Raw genomic sequence first — 15,066 nt, 5'->3', positions numbered from 1 at the left:
TCCGCGTGCTGACCTCCACGCACGTTGCACGGTGCCACGGCTGGAACGTGACCCAGACGCTGCCGTTTGACGACATCACCGATGTCGGCAGTGATGGTGGGGTATGGCTTCTCCCGCACCGTTGCCCGAACCTGTGACGGGTGTCCCCGCGGCGGAACCGGCAGCGATCCGCCTGGTGCTGACTCCCACACTGCTCGCCGAGTTCGATCACAAGTGGGAAATCGTGCTGGACCGGGCCGAGAACAGCAAGGAACTTTCCGGCATCCTCGAACTGCTGACCAAATGGCGGCATATCGCTGTTACCGAGGTGCGCGAGCCCCACGCCTACTTCCGGTTACAGGCCAAGGCGGAGCAGATCCAGCGGTCCGGGGCCAATCCGAGCGCGGGTTCTATCGAGGATATGCGGGCACTGATCGCGCGACGACAGGTCAGCTGACGATCCAGATCCGCACCGGCCCAACAGGGTTGCAACCGTGCCCCACAGCTGCATCCAAGTCCTCACCTCGCTCATAGCCGACAATCGCACGGCCCGGCCACCGCCGGGCAACCGTGCTCAAACACTCGGCCCAGGCATCGGTAGCCGCGATACCTGAATAGAAAAGATTCGACACCCCGAGCACCGATTCGCTGCGATGCACGACCGCTCCGGCAACCAGTCGAACGCCATCCCAGCGGCTGAGCAGCGAAACCGAGTCCTCTGCCAGCAACTCCGGCCGGAACAACCCGCTGACCTGCCCATCTCGACCCCAAGCGGTAGCCCAGACAGCCAGCTCCGCCATGTTAGTGACGGGAGTCCATCGCGGCTCCACCGCGGCCGGTGGCGGCCGGTCCGCCGATCGATAGATCCACTGCGCATCGAACAGCACACGAAACCCGTTGTCGGACAAGTCGAGACAAGCAAAACTATCCTTTATCGAGGCGCCCGGTGTTCTGCAATCGATCCGCGCCAGGATGTCTTGGACCGACGCCTGCGGACTCAGCGTCACTGCATCCGGATACAGAGGAGGCGGTCGGCGCGCACTCGACCACATGGCAGCGTCGAATTCGCCTGCTATTCCGTGCGACCGGCACATCGCATCGCACCACTGGGCATTGTCGCGCGCGGCAGCCCACACCAACTCGGTCCGGTCGATCCGCGCAGCCACGGACCATATAGTTACAGATCCAACCACCGGATCGCTGCGTCGAAGACGCCGTCCACAAGGTCCAAAGTCCTGAAACAGGCGGAACCGGACCGGAAGCGGGTCCGTCCAAACCGACATGACGACTTCCGACAACCTCGTACAGCTTCGGACAACACCTCCGCCGCACGGAACCGGCGCACGTCCACGGTGCGTTCTCTTGTGGATTCAGACCTGTGGCGTGATGTTGTGTCGCAGACATTCCGGCGGAGTTTTGCGACAGTTCTCTGGGGTGTTGCAGTTCAGGTGGCTGGGTGCCGTAACTGTCCGTCGACCTAAGTCTTCGACACCATCGACGAGGCGTTGCGCGCCGCGGCAACCTAGCCGCGGCCTACAGCAATTCTGGTGCGAAATAGGTGGCAGCCAGGGCGACGAAGATCTTGGCCTCCTCCTCCGATACGGCGTATTGGTAGGTGACGCGGCGGGCCACGAAGACTTGTTGCGGGCCGCGGTCGCTGTTGGGATGGGCGGCGATTTCGGTTCGCAGATCGGCGACGACGGCTTTGGCGAGGTCCACGCTTTCTCGCCGGTATTTCCACGCCATGACGCGGAGTTGGCCGTCGTAGGAGTCGAGCCCGTCGAGGAACATCTTCTCCTCGGCGGTGTACTGCTGGATGCGCGGAATCCGGTCGCCGTAGACGTTGAGGGTCAGGCCCGCGGAGAAGCCGAGGGAAGCGCCGAAGAGGGCGGCCGCCGCGGCGATGAGGAGCAGGCGACGGGTACCTGGTGAGGCTGCGATCACCTACCGAATTGTATTGCGTGACAGCGGGCGTCGAAGTCGAGTAGCGGCTCCCTGGCGATCGCGGGTACCGCTGTGCTGGGTCATCGCCGACACCTGTCGTGATTCGCGTTAGGTGCCGCGAAGGCCGGTGAACTGCTCAAACCTCTGGCTGAACCGCTTCGGACCCCGGTGACCCCCAAGAGAAGCGTCGTCCAATCACGCATGATTCGAAGATGGGTTCGACCTCGCCCCACGACCACACACTGACGAGTGTCTCGCCGCGAAGTTTGAGCGCTGGCAGGCATGGGTGCAGCGAAAGACGGAGCAGTTGCCTACGGGTGCGAGCCCATCCAGCACGGAACCCGGTGCACATCAACCGGCCGCAAAGGCCGCAGTCCAGTCCACGAACCGGCAGCCATGGCAGCGAAATCGGCGCGATTGATTGCTACCTTCGACTTGTGAGCCGAACCCAGTGGACTATCCATGGCGAGCGCCTCGTCGACGAGAATCGACATATCCGACTGTCCACCGTTGATGTCGAGCTGCCCGACGGTGTCAGGTTCACGCAATACGTGGCGCGGATGCCGCGGTGCGCGATGACGCTGGTACTGAACGACAAGCGCGAGGCGTTGTTGATGTACCGGCATCGGTTCATCATCGACCGTTGGGTGTGGGAGCTGCCCGGAGGCTACGTCGACGGTGCCGAAGACGTTACGGTGGCGGCGGCCCGGGAAGTCGAAGAGGAGACGGGCTGGCGGCCGCGAACAATGGAACACCTGGTCACCTACCAGCCCGCGATCGGCACGCTCGATCAGCCACAGTTGATCTACCTCGCGCATGGCGCCGACCTGACCGACAAGCAGCCGGACATCAACGAGGCCGAGCAGATCGAGTGGATCCCGCTACCGGACGCGGTCGCGATGATCGACCGCGCAGAGATTGTCGGCGCCGCGACGGTCGTCGCGCTGTACCGCGCAATCAGTCTCTCGCTCTAGTCGCAGCGAGCACGCGCCGACGGAAGTCCGCGACATCGTCGAGTTCGTCATACGGCGCGAGACGAAACCGAACCTCGCGAAGGTAGGAGTAGCTGCGCCGAGACTCGAGGCTGCCCGCCAGATCGAGCGCCTCGTTACCGATGCGGACCGCCTCACGTGGATCCGCGTCCGCGACGGCCGATGCCAGCAGACACAGGTTGAATGCCCGCCCTCGCAGATAGCCCTCGGACATGTCGAGGGATTGCTCAGCGTAGCGAGCTGCACGGGCGAGGTCGCCCAGATCCCGGAAGCAGTGGGCGGTCTTGGCCGACAGGTACGCGCCGTCGAAGTAGTCCAGCCATTCCGGGCGGCCGGAATCTCGGCGGCCGAACGCACGCTCAGCGGCGTTCAAGGATGTCGCACAGGACGATTCGTCCAACCGCGCGGCATGACCGTGCGCCTCGACCATCAAGCACTCCGACTCCAGCGCGGCGAGGCCAGCGTTGCGGGCTGCTATCTGCGCCGCCCGGGCAAGGTCGACGGCATCGCCGGGACGGCCGACGTAGGTCGCCTGGTGGCTCATCGCCGCGAGGATCTCCGCACCGAGACCGGCATCGCCCGCGGCGCGCGACATCCGCAGCGCCTGAATGAGATAGCGCTGCGCGAGGCCGTGCTCCTCGAGATCGTAGGCGGCCCAACCGGCGAGCTTGGTGAGTTCGGCAGTGGTGGCGAAAAGCTGTTGCCCGATGCGTTCGTTGTAGCTTCCGCGTAGCAGCGGGGCGACGGAGCTGTGCAGATAATGGACGATCGTCGACCGCACCTTCCCGCCGCCCACCCGATTGTCGAGGTCCCGGAACGCGGTTGTCATGGTCCGGACTGCATCGACGTCGCTCTGTCCGACCCGGCGATACCCAGCCGAGACCGGGTGCTCGGGTCCTGGCAGGGTCAGCCACCGCATTGACGCGGCCGGGTAGACCGCAACCGCATACGACGCGCCGACCAGGAACCGCCTGCGCTCCACATCACTCCTCCACAACGCAGTCGCCGAAGCGGTCGCTTCGGCGAGACTCAACGAGAACTCCAGTCCGAGATCGGCGGCCTCTCCCCCGCCGCTCATACCGCAGTCGGCAGCAGTGACCCGACGCCCTGCCACCTCGGTGAGACACTCCGCGATCAGCTCGGGCCCAGGCGGATTGGGCTGCTCGCCCGCCAGCCACCGCCCCACCGAGGTGTGGTCGTAGCGCAACTCGACACCGACCGCGCGACCTCGCTCGACAACTCGGCGAGCGAGGGCTTTGTTCGGTAGGCCCGTTTCCTCGAGCAGCTCGGCGAGCTGCGTGTTGGGTTGCTTGGGGTGCCGTCCCATTTCAGGAGTGTGGCACGCGAAATGCCTTGCACGCCATGAATTCGCTGCCGCGCACACCCCCTGTGCACACACCCGCCTCGGCTGCGCGCCTTACGGCAAGGCACCCGTTCAGCGTGTCCTTGATCTAGACGCTCGGCGCCGGGGTGATGCCCAAAGAGCCCTCGGCGCCGAGCGGCCAACCAAACCAAACGAACACCGAGGCGGTACAGCCAATGCCGTTCAACCTGCGTGACTCGTGGCGTCACAGGCGAGGTGACCATGCCTGATTCACCTGATTCACCACTGCCGCAACGCGATCCCTTCGTCGGCCCGCCCGGTACCTACAGCGGCGCATCAGCCGATGTGGTCGAGCTATTCGCGGATGCCGTCCGCCAATGGGCAGACGTGCCCACAGAAACGTCCCGGTGCCGGGGTGTCGAATCCCCCGGCACCGGTGACCACGAACAAACCGAGGTGGTCCGTCATGGCACTCAGTGAACCAAAAGCCAAGCTGTGCCCCCGCTGTGCCTATGAGGATGCCGAGCCGGACACTGGCATTTGCCGCTACTGCAAGGCCGATATCGAGCGCGCAGGCGACGATCTAGTTGTCGCGCTGCGCGACGCCAACGCCAGAACCGACCGCTCGGTGGGCTGGTTGCAGCGTGACGACGGATCATGGGCGCCAGTTGACGACCACGGGAATATCGGACAGGCGTTCGTATTCGCATTCGGTGACCACCACGAATTCGACGAGTACGCCGTGATCACCGTCAAGCCGATCTCGATCGATGACACAGAGGTCGACTAGTCGTGTCGACCACAGGAATCGTTTGCGCCACAGTCGCCGTGGTTTCGACGCTGGGTGTCGTGCTGTTTTACGTACTGCCGTACCTCATCGACCGCCCAGTGCATATCGACGGTGAGCGCCCCACCGCGGAAATACTCGCGCGCATCGCTCGCGACCAGTGCCACCGTGCACCGGATCATCCATACGGCGTCGATGAAGCGCACCGCATATTCCGTGCGCGCATCGACTGCGATGCCGACTCATGCGGTGCGAAACATGAAGCGTTCTGGACTCTGGTCGACGCGGGGGTACTCCGCCCCAGCGCACACGTCGAGCGGTAGGGCGTCTCATTCGAGAACGGGGCAGGCATGGGTCGAATTCGGACGCTGAACTGATCGCACCATGAGAATACTGGGTGGTATCGGCTGCTCAGGCAGGAAAGAACCGGGAAATCCCTTGCACTACAACATTTCTCGACTATATGTCATCGTCGCCGCACTCGGCGCACTGCTGATCTTCGGTGCAGGCGGCAACGTCGCCAATGCCAGCCCTGGCGGGCCATTAGTCATAGCAGCAAAGAAGACGCTGTGTGAGCACGGCTTCACCTACAGCACGCCAACAGTTCTGATCCCGAATATCGAGGGTTACGAATGGGCGGAGTGGATGCTAAACCCGCCGACGCGGGGCTGGCCCACAACTACGGTCGTGCCCATCGAGCTGGACGAATCGGCGCAGGCCGCAATCGACGCCGCACGCGCCGCGAATACCGACGCGGCAATACGCGGGCACCTGACCGGCCTGTTCCGTACCTTCCGCAGCAGTCCGGCCACAACAAGCCCTGCGTAACGATGTGGGCCTGCGCATAGAGCCCACTTCAGTTACAGTGCGAGATTCTTGATCTGCTCCATGAGTTTCACGATGTTCGCCACTGTGTCCAGGCTGCGCAGCGATGCCGGGATACGAGCTAGTAGCCGGGACCACCTAGTGGTCGCTCGTTGCAGGTCCGGCTCGGAAGACTCCAACGTATCAATGATCTCATCGACGTCGTCTGGCTGGGCCTGCGGGCCGTCGGTGGAGGGAAGGGTGTCACGCAGTCGTGTCAGCTCGGTACGAAGCTGGTCGAGCGCGGCTGCCAGCGTTGCGGTGTCGGCTCCGTGTACTACCACAGGATGCTCGACGCGGCCACGGTTGCCCGATCCACCGATATTGCCGGCTACGATCTGACCGCCGCTGATATTAATGGAATTGTATTCATTTTCGACCACAACCACTCCTCAGCTCCTAGTTTCGCCGACTTCGACGCCACCGCTTTCAACAGCGCCGATATTTCCGCTTCCACCGATATTTCCGGCAATGACGCTTGAATTGTTCAACACGGTGGAGTTATTGATTTGAGTAACCATCTCGTCGAAGCCTTTCGCGGAAATCCCTCGCTCGTCAAGAAACCGATGGACAGCATCGAGAACTCTGCGCTCGAGAATCTTCAGGTACCGATCACAGTCCGATTCCTGGAATATATTGTTGAGCCGTTGGCCGGCGCCCAGTTCGCGGACACTGGCCGCCGCGCCGAAGACGTCCGCCGCCTGGCCGGGTGTAGACCAGGATCCGCCGGTCTTGTCTGATTTACCCCGCAGTCCACGAACAACGTCGGTAATCCGGCTCGGGATAGTGGTCGGCAAGAGCGCAAGATCACCGAGAGCAGCCCACGCCGCGCGGAGCTCGGGGGAGTTGGGCGGGTGGTCGACGCCCCGGAACGATGCCGCGATCGGGGGCAGAACGAATGCACGCCACTCCAAGACGAGTGTGCGTGACTCGCAGCCGACATGGAGAAATCCGGATACCGCGAGCTGCCGGGCCCAGCCTTCGATCCGATAACAGCGATAGAACCGCACCCACTCTGGCGAACTGTTGGCCAGCTCGACCCAATCCTTCTCGGCCAATTGCGGATATGTCCCAGAATGCAATTGCGCCATGACCACTGACCCTCCTGGCGCGAACGGAAGTTCGGCGGCCGACATCATCGCCCAGCGGGTAATTCCAAGCTCGGCGAGCCGCCAGCCCGGCGTGAGATCCGATGCCTTTCTGAGGTTCTCCAAGTCCTGAGCGATGTAATCCTGCAGTTCCGCCGGACGAAACATCGGCACATCCGCTGCGGCGCCCTCAGAACTGTTCTTCGCGCGCAGTTGAATCGCTGCGGACCAGGACCGGACCTGTGCTCCCGCACCCAGGAACGGTTTGTCGCCCCGGTACACGATGACCTCATCCGTTGTCCCCTGTATCCGGCGGGCGTCGTCCATCGCGATGACCCGCAGCCGGTCGGCATACCGCGCGCACGACCGGACCACGAAACCTCTCGGCGGAGCGTCCGGCTGGAAGGTCATGTGACCGAACCAGCCATTGGCGACTCGCCATGGTAGATAGTCTCTGGAGATCAGCGCGATGTATATCGCCAGTACCAGAAGAATGACGCTCACCACCAGCAGTGCTGTGAGGGCCGACGAGTCACCGTCGGCGCCGAACGCAACCGGCAGCGAAATGACCGTCGCCAGCCACAGCCACACACCCGCCGAGACATACCACAGCAGCGCGGTGGCCCACCATCGCGACCTAGGACCAGTCAGCGTCAAACCCGTCCGTGCCAGGGCTTTCGACACCAACAGGCGACAAACCACCGCCGACCACAGGCGCCACATCAGGCCGGAGATCAACCATGCGAGAACAACTGGGAAAGCAATCACAGTCGCCACCGCGAGAAGTGTCGACACCACCGCGTTGATCTGTCGACGACACGCCTGCGCCGCGACAGCCTCACGCAGCACGATCTCGGCGCGAACCCCTGGCGACGGAGGTATCGCGCGCTTCGGTTCGGTGAGGAACTCCTCGACGAGCTCATCGGCCAATCGATCATCAAGATGAACTGCCGAAGCAAGCAGACGAGTGGCATGATCTGCTGCGGGTGCGGAATTCGGGAAGGTCATTGTCGACTACTCCCCTGCTGCGCATCTCGTCCCACTGCCAGCCCCCCTCACGATCATCGAAGATCATTGTGCTGCAAGCGGATAGGAAGATACCAACAACATCGCGAGCGCGCAGCACAACGAGCAGATCGAGGTCGGCCCGAATCGGCCGGGACCGTCGCCCTAATGCGACATCGACCGCCGCGCTATGCGGCCTAGCCCGTTGACAAGCTCGCCGAAGGCAACGTCGACGGGCACCGGCGTGTCCATGGTCAGCCGACGGGTGTGCAGACAGACGAGGTGATAGCGCCCCTCGGAGAGTCGATACTCCTCGATCTGCTTGACCCCATCCCCCGCCTCGGTGAGGAACACGATGAGATACACCGGAATTCCGGCCGCCGCGTAGGCTGCCTTCTTCTCGATAGTGTCAGTGTGGTGGGAATTTTCCGGGGAGACGATCTCGACCACCAGCACCGCGGCATCCGCGTAGAGCTTCGCATCGTCACCCAGACAGCGGTAGACCGTGACGTCAGGGCAGCGCAGGCTCAGCGGAACGTCACTGATTCGGACGTCGACATCCGTCTCCACCATCAGGCACGGCTCCGGTTTACGCCCAGCCTCCATTCGCGCGGCCATCCGTCGCGCCACGCGCTTGTGCAACCGAGACGAGCTTTCGCATTTCACAATGTGGTCGTCGATGACCTCATCCTTCGACAAAGTCCGCAGGCAGTAGCTCATAGTCACGAGTGGTGATCTGCTGTGGCATCCGCCGATACCAGTCGCTGGGAGTGCCGGCGGTCATGGCGTGAGAGCCTACCGGCCACACCGGCAGTCAGCGCAGTTCGAGTCATCGGCCACGAAACCGGCCGGCGCATGTTACGACAGTGAACCAGCGTGACCATGTCGTAAACGTTGGTCGCGAATACCTTCCCACCCGTGAATCTGGCCGTAACCTTTTATTCATGACCGCGGCCTTCGATGCTATGGATCTGCGCGACCTCGTCGGACTGCTCACCGAAGATGAACAACGGGAGCTCCGACCGGCGGTACTGCGTGTGTTATCCCGCCAAACCCCGCAAGAGTTGCTCCGGCGTGAACTGGGCCTTCGTATGGCGAAGGTCTGACCGTCGGATCACCGAACACCGTCCACCAGGCCGTTGCGTCGGCAGAGTAGTCGACGCCGCGGCCTTTCGTCATTGCGGGCGCTGTGAGCCACACCGTCTCCGGATTCTGTTGGGATACCCCGGAATCCGAGTGAACGCTGAGTCCGACCCGGTCCCCGAAACGCGAGCAGGCCCGCCGATTTCGACGGGCCTACCACACTGACCTAGAACACGCGCAGTTGTCCGGGCGACCAGAGTCCGGAACGGCTGGCGGTACCCGTATCCAACTTGGCCGCAACCGCATTCGGGTAGTACTGGTCGTACCGTTCCAGCGAACCCCAGTCCCGCGCCCAGTCGTTCTTCAGGTACGTCGGAATGGTGCTCGACTTCGCCAGCATCTGGCTGAAGCCGAGCGGGCCACCGAATTCCTCGGCCTGCCAGGTATTCGTCGAGCTGATGGCCAGCGGCCGGTCCGGCAGAATCCGGTAACCGGGCACCTCGGCCACCCCGTTCTTGTGGTCCAGCGGTCGCTGGCACGGGAACTGCAGCCCGACCGCCCAGTCCAGCAGCACCGGCTGCGAGGAGCCGATAAAGCTGTTGAGCGTGGTCAACTTCGGCATCCGCGGCGGGGTGAACGCCAGCCACTGATCGCCGATCAGAATCGGGTCATTGGCAACGATGCGCACCGCGTCGGCATCGGGCGCGATCTCGTCGAGCGGGATGCGCAGATTGCGCCACGACGGGAACGGACCGATATCGCGCGGCAGGTAGGTGCCGAGCATCTGCACACTGCCGTCGGGCTGGTGCTTGCCGTAGTCGACGGTCAGCGACTGGCCGTACTTGGTGTCACCGGTGTCGTCTACGGACAGGATGCGGCCCGCGGCCGAAATGACCACCAGCGGACGATCATCCGAGCGCGGCGCCAGCTGATACCAGCTGGATACCAGATGCGCGGGCTGTTGCACGCCCTGCTGGTAGCTGCCCATCACCGGCGTGGTGGCCGGATCGAGCCCGAAGGGCAGGGTGGCTCGACTGCCGTTGACACCGGTCGCGCCGTAACCGCCTTCGGTGCCCGCGTTCTGACCGTCCGCACCGACCGGCCCGACCGACTGGGTGGAGGTATTGCCGGTACCCGGCTTCACCTCGATGGTGTCGGCGCTGAGCTTCTCCGGCACACCGTTCGGATCGAAGCCGACCGGATCGGCGCCGGCCAGCGGATCACCGTTCTTCGGCGGATTCGCCGGATCGATGATCGGCGTGAGCATGCCGTTGCCCTTGTTCACATCCGATTCCACCAGCACGTCATTGGCGAGACCGCACGAACTACCCTGCACCGCATCGAAATTCGAGCGGGCCAGCGAATAGGCGGGGTACTGCGCCACCGCACCCTTGACGAGTGAGAACACCTCGAGCAGCACCATCAGCGCGGCGACGACGGTCAGCGGGATGGCGGCGAACTTGCGAATCCGCTTGCCGCGCACCGACTTCGCCGACGGCTGCGGCTTGGCGTAGTCCTCGCGCAGCGCCGCCCAGGCGACCAGCGCCAGCGCCAGCCCGAATAGCACCAGCATCAGCGTGTTCGACTGGTAGCCGTGCAGCGAGATCGGCTTGTCGAACCATGGCACGCCGAAGCTGGACACATACCAGTAGCCGTTGATGCCCGAGAATGCCACCGCGAGCACGAACAGCAGTCCGGCGAGGAAGATCGCCCGATTCTTCCTGGCCCGCAACGCACTTGCCGAAACCGCCACCGCGGTCACCGCGGCCAGTGATCCGGCGATGCCCGCATACGCGCCGAAGTGGTGGGTCCACTTCGTCGGGTTGAACATCATGAAGAAGATGGTTCCGATGACCACGCCCATCAACCGCCAGGTCGGACCGCTGGCGATGCCCGGCACCTGCCTGCGCCGCAACAGCACCAACATGGTGGTGAACAGGCACAGCAGCATGATCAGGAAGGCGAAGCGGCGCGACAGCGAGCCGTCGACGGTCTCCACGAACAGGTAGTAGTAGCGCAGGTAGTCCTCGTACCAGGCCAGATTCGGACCGGTCACCTGCCGCACCCGGTTGGCCTCCTGGATACCGGCGAAAGTCTGGTCGCTATAGACCACAATCAGCACCAGCAGACCGGCCGCCGCGATCGGCGCGAGCAGCGGCAGCGTAGCACCCCACTTGCCGATACCCTGCGCCGTGAACTGCCGATGCCGCCGCACCACGATCCGCACCAGCGGCCGGATACCGGCGAGCAACGCCGCCACACACATCAGACCGGTCGGCGCCGCCGCCAGGGTGAACGCGGCCACCAGAATCGCCATCGCCGCGGGCAGCAGCCGACCCGTCGCGATGGCCCGCTCGATCGACACCCAGGTCAGCAGCGCGCCGAGCGCGACGATCGGCTCCGAGCGCAGACCGTTGTCGAACGGCAGCCAGAACGCCAGGAAGACCAGCCCACCGGTCCACAGCGCCACCTTGCTGTTGCGCACCCCGCGCCCGAGCCGCGGCACCACCTCGCGGCTGATCACCAGCCAGCACAGAATCGCGCAGAACAGCGCGGGCAACCGGACCCACGGGCTCGCGGTGGAGATCTCCGAGAAGGCCTGGATGACGTAGTAGTACCAGCCGAACGGCGCCTCCGGCACGCCGTACCAGCGGAAGTAGTTGGCCATATAGCCCGCGTGTGGCGCCACCCGCACCATGCTCAGGATGTAGCCGTCGTCGGAGGTATTGGCGCCGACGAAATGCCACAGCAGCAGGGTGCCGATGATCGCGCCGTCCGCCCACGTCGGCTTCAGCCAATTGGCGGGCAGGAACCGGCGATGCCCACGCCCGTCGCCGCTGTCGAGCCGAGCCAGCGCGCCGAGTGCGATCAGCGTGCACAGCACCGCCGCGATCATCGCGATCAACTTGACCGGGGTCGGGCTGGAGGAGAACCGGGTGTCCACCGTCATGTGGAAGGAAAGACCGGTGGGTACCGCGCCCTTCAGATCGGTGAAGACGCCGACCACCTGCGGCCGCAGATCACCGCTCAACTGCCCCTCGAGCGGTACCTCGACCTTCCGCGTCGTCCCGGGCGCCGCGCCCTCGACCGGCCGCTCGATCATCGTGGTCACACCGTCGAACGACGCCTTGGTCCGATTGATATCGGAGCTGATGGTGATCGACGTGCACGCGCCGAGCTGTGCGCGCTCGGCCGAGGCGACCACGGCATTGCGGTCGACCACATCCACCGAGGTGTCCGAGACCCGCACGAACATCGCCTCGAGCGATGCCCGGTCGCCCTGCGGCGGCGCGGTGGCCAGCAGCATTCCGCCGTAACTGGGCAGCTGTTCGAGCGCCGAACACGGAATGCTCGCGGTCAGATCGATCGGCACCTGCGACATGAGCGGCGCTTGCACACTGTTGAGGGCGCCGTCCTGGGGCCAATTCAGCGTCGCGGTGGTCTGGCTGACCGGTAAGAACGGAGCAGCCAGCGCGAACAACGCGCCGAGCACGCCGGTAACCAGCGCGACGAGGCGCGCGGTTCGGAAATCACTCGGTGCGACTTCGGGCGGGGCGGGCGGTTTTGTCAAGACAGCGGTAGCGGCGTCGGGCACGGTTGGCAATGGTATCCGCCTGCGTGTCGCAGCGGGCGCTGGCTCTGCATGGCCACGCCCTCGGCACGGCGTGTTCGCCGCCCCTGGTGGCTTGCGTCCCTCGCGAACGGCGCATGCTCGATCTCGCTCGCTCGAAACCAGTGGTCCGATCCTTTTTGGTCACCCTTCCAGCGAATGATGATGACTTGCCCGAACGCAAAGACAGCGGTTGAAGACGGTGGTTGCGGATCGCACCCCGACCCGACCTGCTGACCGGTAACCATGAGGATGGAAAGGTGTGGGGTATGACAAAGGTGAATCTCGAAACCAACCACGGACAGATCGTGCTCGAGCTCGACGACGCGAAGGCCCCGAGCACCGTCGCGAACTTCGTGAATTATGTGAACGCCGGCCACTACAACGGCACCATCTTCCACCGCGTCATTCCGGGTTTCATGATCCAGGGCGGTGGCTTCACCCCGGATATGCAGCAGAAGGGTACGCAGGCCCCGATTCAGAACGAAGCGAACAACGGCCTGAAGAACGACAAGTACACCGTCGCGATGGCCCGCACCAATGACCCGCATTCGGCCACCGCGCAGTTCTTCATCAATGTCTCCGACAACGGCTTCCTGAACCATTCCGCGCCGACCCCGCAGGGCTGGGGCTACGCGGTATTCGGCAAGGTCACCGAGGGCTCCGAGGTGGTCGACAAGATCGCCGCGGTGTCCACCGGTTCGGCGGGCATGCACCAGGACGTGCCGCAGGACGACGTCATCATCGAGTCGGCGACTCTCGCCTGACTTCCGCTGCCACGGAACAGAATCGGGCCGCACCCCGTCGGGGATGCGGCCCGATTCCGGCTACAGCGGCAGCAAGTGGTGTTTGCGTGGGTTGCGAATCAGCGTTTTGTCGCGCAGCAGGTGCAGGGCGCGGCGCAGTTCCAGGCGGGTGGTCGACGGTTCGATGACGGCGTCGATATAGCCGCGCTCGGCGGCGACCCATGGGGTCGCGATGTTCGCGTTGTAGAAGTCGATCATCTGCTGGCGCACCGCGGCGCGCTGATCCTCCGGTACCGCCTCGAGCTGCTTGCGGCCGGTCAGACTGACCGCACTTTCCGCGCCCATGACCGCGATCCGTGCGGTCGGCCAGGCCAGATTCACATCCGCACCGAGCTGTTTCGAACCCATCACCGCGTAGCCACCGCCGTAGGACTTGCGGATAACCACGGTCACCTTCGGCACGGTGGCCTCGACGTAGGAGAACAGGAAGCGGCCGCCGCGCTTGATGACGCCGATCTTCTCCTGTTCCACACCCGGTAGGAATCCCGGTGTGTCGACAACGAATACGAGCGGAATCTCGAACGCATCGCACATCCGCACGAAGTGCGAGGCCTTATCCGAGGCCTTGGCGTCGAGCGCACCCGCGTACACCATCGGCTGATTCGCGACCACACCGACGCTGCGGCCGTCCACCCGCGCGAATCCGATGATGACATTGCGCGCCGCCGAGGCGCCGATCTCGTGGAAATCACCGTCGTCGAATATGCGCAACAAGATGTCGTGCATGTCGTATCCGGCGTTATCCGAGTCCGGGACAATCGAATTCAGTTCCAGATCCGATTCGGTGATCTCCGGCTCCAGCCCCGGGTTCACGACCGGCGGCCGTTCCATGCAGCTCGTCGGCAGGAAGCCCAGATACGCGCGCACCCATTCGAACGCGGCCTGCTCGGACTCGGCGACGTGATGGATATTGCCGTACTGCGCTTGGCTTTCGGCGCCGCCGAGTTCCTCGAGGCTGACATCCTCACCAGTTACCTCGCGGATCACCCCCGGCCCGGTGACGAACATGTAGGCCTCGTCGGTGGCCACCACCACGTCGGTATTGATCGGGGCGTACACCGCCCCGCCCGCGCATTTGCCCAGAATCATCGAGACCTGCGGCACCATCCCGGACAGCGGCTCCACGCGCAACCCCAGCTCGGCATACCAAGCCAGTGAGGTCACCGCCTCCTGTACCCGGGCGCCGCCGGAGTCGTTGATGCCGACCACCGGGCAGCCGACCTTGTTCGCGAACTCCAGGACGGCGGCAACCTTGCGGCCGAACATCTCTCCGACCGAACCGCCGTAGACGGTCTGGTCGTGCGAGAACACCGCCACCGGCCTGCCCTCGATGAGGCCGTGCCCGGTGACCACACCGTCGCCGTACAGCGCCGCCGGATCACCCGGCTTGCGCACCAGCGCACCGATTTCCACGAAGCTGCCCGGATCGAGCAGCATATCGATCCGGTCCCGGGCGCTCGGAATACCCTTCTTGGCCCGCTTCGCCACCCCCGCTTCGCCCGCCGGTTCCTGCGCTAGTTCCAGTCTTTTGCGCAGATCCGCGAGTTTCTCGGCAGTAGTGCTCACTTCTCTCCTCAGGTGCAC

At 64.1% G+C, this 15,066-nt stretch carries 16 protein-coding genes; 8 read left to right on the top strand and 8 right to left on the bottom strand.

Going from position 1 to position 15,066, the window contains the following annotated elements; genetic code table 11:
• Positions 1-103: 103 nt before the first annotated feature.
• Complete coding sequence (locus AB0L63_RS10295; protein WP_364497485.1) at positions 104-436, top strand: DUF6247 family protein; 333 nt, start codon at positions 104-106, stop codon at positions 434-436.
• Here AB0L63_RS10295 and AB0L63_RS10290 read toward each other — a convergent pair.
• On the bottom strand, positions 429-986 hold the full coding sequence (locus AB0L63_RS10290) for a hypothetical protein (RefSeq protein WP_364497482.1): 558 nt from the start codon (positions 984-986) through the stop codon (positions 429-431). The genes AB0L63_RS10295 and AB0L63_RS10290 overlap by 8 nt on opposite strands.
• A 526-nt stretch (positions 987-1,512) precedes the next feature.
• Complete coding sequence (locus AB0L63_RS10285; RefSeq protein ID WP_364497479.1) at positions 1,513-1,923, bottom strand: hypothetical protein; 411 nt, start codon at positions 1,921-1,923, stop codon at positions 1,513-1,515.
• Between the two features lie 437 nt (positions 1,924-2,360).
• Here AB0L63_RS10285 and AB0L63_RS10280 point away from each other — a divergent pair, with 437 nt between their 5' ends.
• Positions 2,361-2,897: an NUDIX hydrolase gene (locus AB0L63_RS10280; protein WP_364497477.1), complete on the top strand. Its 537-nt coding sequence runs from the start codon at positions 2,361-2,363 to the stop codon at positions 2,895-2,897.
• Here AB0L63_RS10280 and AB0L63_RS10275 read toward each other — a convergent pair.
• Entirely contained in the window at positions 2,881-4,242 is a 1,362-nt protein-coding gene (locus tag AB0L63_RS10275) for a hypothetical protein (protein ID WP_364497474.1), read from the bottom strand. The two genes, AB0L63_RS10280 and AB0L63_RS10275, sit on opposite strands and share 17 nt — an antisense overlap.
• A gap of 258 nt (positions 4,243-4,500) precedes the next feature.
• On the opposite strand from AB0L63_RS10275, the gene AB0L63_RS10270 reads away from it, so the two are divergent.
• The 4 genes from AB0L63_RS10270 to AB0L63_RS10255 all read left to right on the top strand — a co-directional run bounded on the left by AB0L63_RS10270 (position 4,501) and on the right by AB0L63_RS10255 (position 5,854).
• Positions 4,501-4,719, top strand: coding sequence for a hypothetical protein (locus AB0L63_RS10270; protein ID WP_364497472.1), 219 nt, complete (start codon positions 4,501-4,503; stop codon positions 4,717-4,719).
• A complete protein-coding gene (locus tag AB0L63_RS10265; RefSeq protein WP_364497469.1) occupies positions 4,706-5,029 on the top strand; it encodes a hypothetical protein in 324 nt (107 codons plus the stop codon). The genes AB0L63_RS10270 and AB0L63_RS10265 overlap by 14 nt, the downstream gene beginning before the upstream one ends.
• A 59-nt stretch (positions 5,030-5,088) precedes the next feature.
• Positions 5,089-5,349, top strand: a complete 261-nt coding sequence (locus AB0L63_RS10260) for a hypothetical protein (protein ID WP_364497466.1) — start codon at positions 5,089-5,091, stop codon at positions 5,347-5,349.
• Between the two features lie 61 nt (positions 5,350-5,410).
• The gene (locus AB0L63_RS10255) at positions 5,411-5,854 is read left to right on the top strand and encodes a hypothetical protein (RefSeq protein WP_364497464.1); all 444 of its coding nucleotides are present in this window, start codon (positions 5,411-5,413) and stop codon (positions 5,852-5,854) included.
• A 32-nt stretch (positions 5,855-5,886) separates the two neighbouring features.
• Here AB0L63_RS10255 and AB0L63_RS10250 read toward each other — a convergent pair whose 3' ends face one another.
• The 3 genes from AB0L63_RS10250 to AB0L63_RS10240 all read right to left on the bottom strand — a co-directional run bounded on the left by AB0L63_RS10250 (position 5,887) and on the right by AB0L63_RS10240 (position 8,703).
• Positions 5,887-6,279: a hypothetical protein gene (locus AB0L63_RS10250; RefSeq protein WP_364497461.1), complete on the bottom strand. Its 393-nt coding sequence runs from the start codon at positions 6,277-6,279 to the stop codon at positions 5,887-5,889.
• 3 nt (positions 6,280-6,282) lie between these two features.
• Positions 6,283-7,305: a hypothetical protein gene (locus AB0L63_RS10245; RefSeq protein WP_364497458.1), complete on the bottom strand. Its 1,023-nt coding sequence runs from the start codon at positions 7,303-7,305 to the stop codon at positions 6,283-6,285.
• A gap of 843 nt (positions 7,306-8,148) precedes the next feature.
• Positions 8,149-8,703 (bottom strand): Uma2 family endonuclease, encoded by a 555-nt coding sequence (locus AB0L63_RS10240; RefSeq protein ID WP_364498188.1) that lies wholly within the window; start codon positions 8,701-8,703, stop codon positions 8,149-8,151.
• A 224-nt stretch (positions 8,704-8,927) separates the two neighbouring features.
• On the opposite strand from AB0L63_RS10240, the gene AB0L63_RS10235 reads away from it, so the two are divergent.
• Positions 8,928-9,089, top strand: a complete 162-nt coding sequence (locus AB0L63_RS10235; RefSeq protein WP_364497456.1) for a hypothetical protein — start codon at positions 8,928-8,930, stop codon at positions 9,087-9,089.
• 203 nt (positions 9,090-9,292) lie between these two features.
• Here AB0L63_RS10235 and AB0L63_RS10230 read toward each other — a convergent pair whose 3' ends face one another.
• Complete coding sequence (locus AB0L63_RS10230; protein WP_364497453.1) at positions 9,293-12,661, bottom strand: arabinosyltransferase domain-containing protein; 3,369 nt, start codon at positions 12,659-12,661, stop codon at positions 9,293-9,295.
• Positions 12,662-12,945: 284 nt separating this feature from the next.
• Here AB0L63_RS10230 and AB0L63_RS10225 point away from each other — a divergent pair, with 284 nt between their 5' ends.
• Positions 12,946-13,443: a peptidylprolyl isomerase gene (locus AB0L63_RS10225; RefSeq protein ID WP_364497450.1), complete on the top strand. Its 498-nt coding sequence runs from the start codon at positions 12,946-12,948 to the stop codon at positions 13,441-13,443.
• 60 nt (positions 13,444-13,503) lie between these two features.
• Here the strand turns inward: AB0L63_RS10225 and AB0L63_RS10220 are convergent, their stop codons facing one another.
• Positions 13,504-15,048, bottom strand: a complete 1,545-nt coding sequence (locus AB0L63_RS10220) for an acyl-CoA carboxylase subunit beta (RefSeq protein WP_364497447.1) — start codon at positions 15,046-15,048, stop codon at positions 13,504-13,506.
• Positions 15,049-15,066 lie beyond the last annotated feature (18 nt).

Source organism: Nocardia sp. NPDC051990 (assembly GCF_040680755.1).
Taxonomy (GTDB): domain Bacteria; phylum Actinomycetota; class Actinomycetes; order Mycobacteriales; family Mycobacteriaceae; genus Nocardia.
The sequence above is the reverse complement of the archived record's forward strand: the minus strand, read 5'-3'. Positions and strand labels throughout refer to the sequence as shown.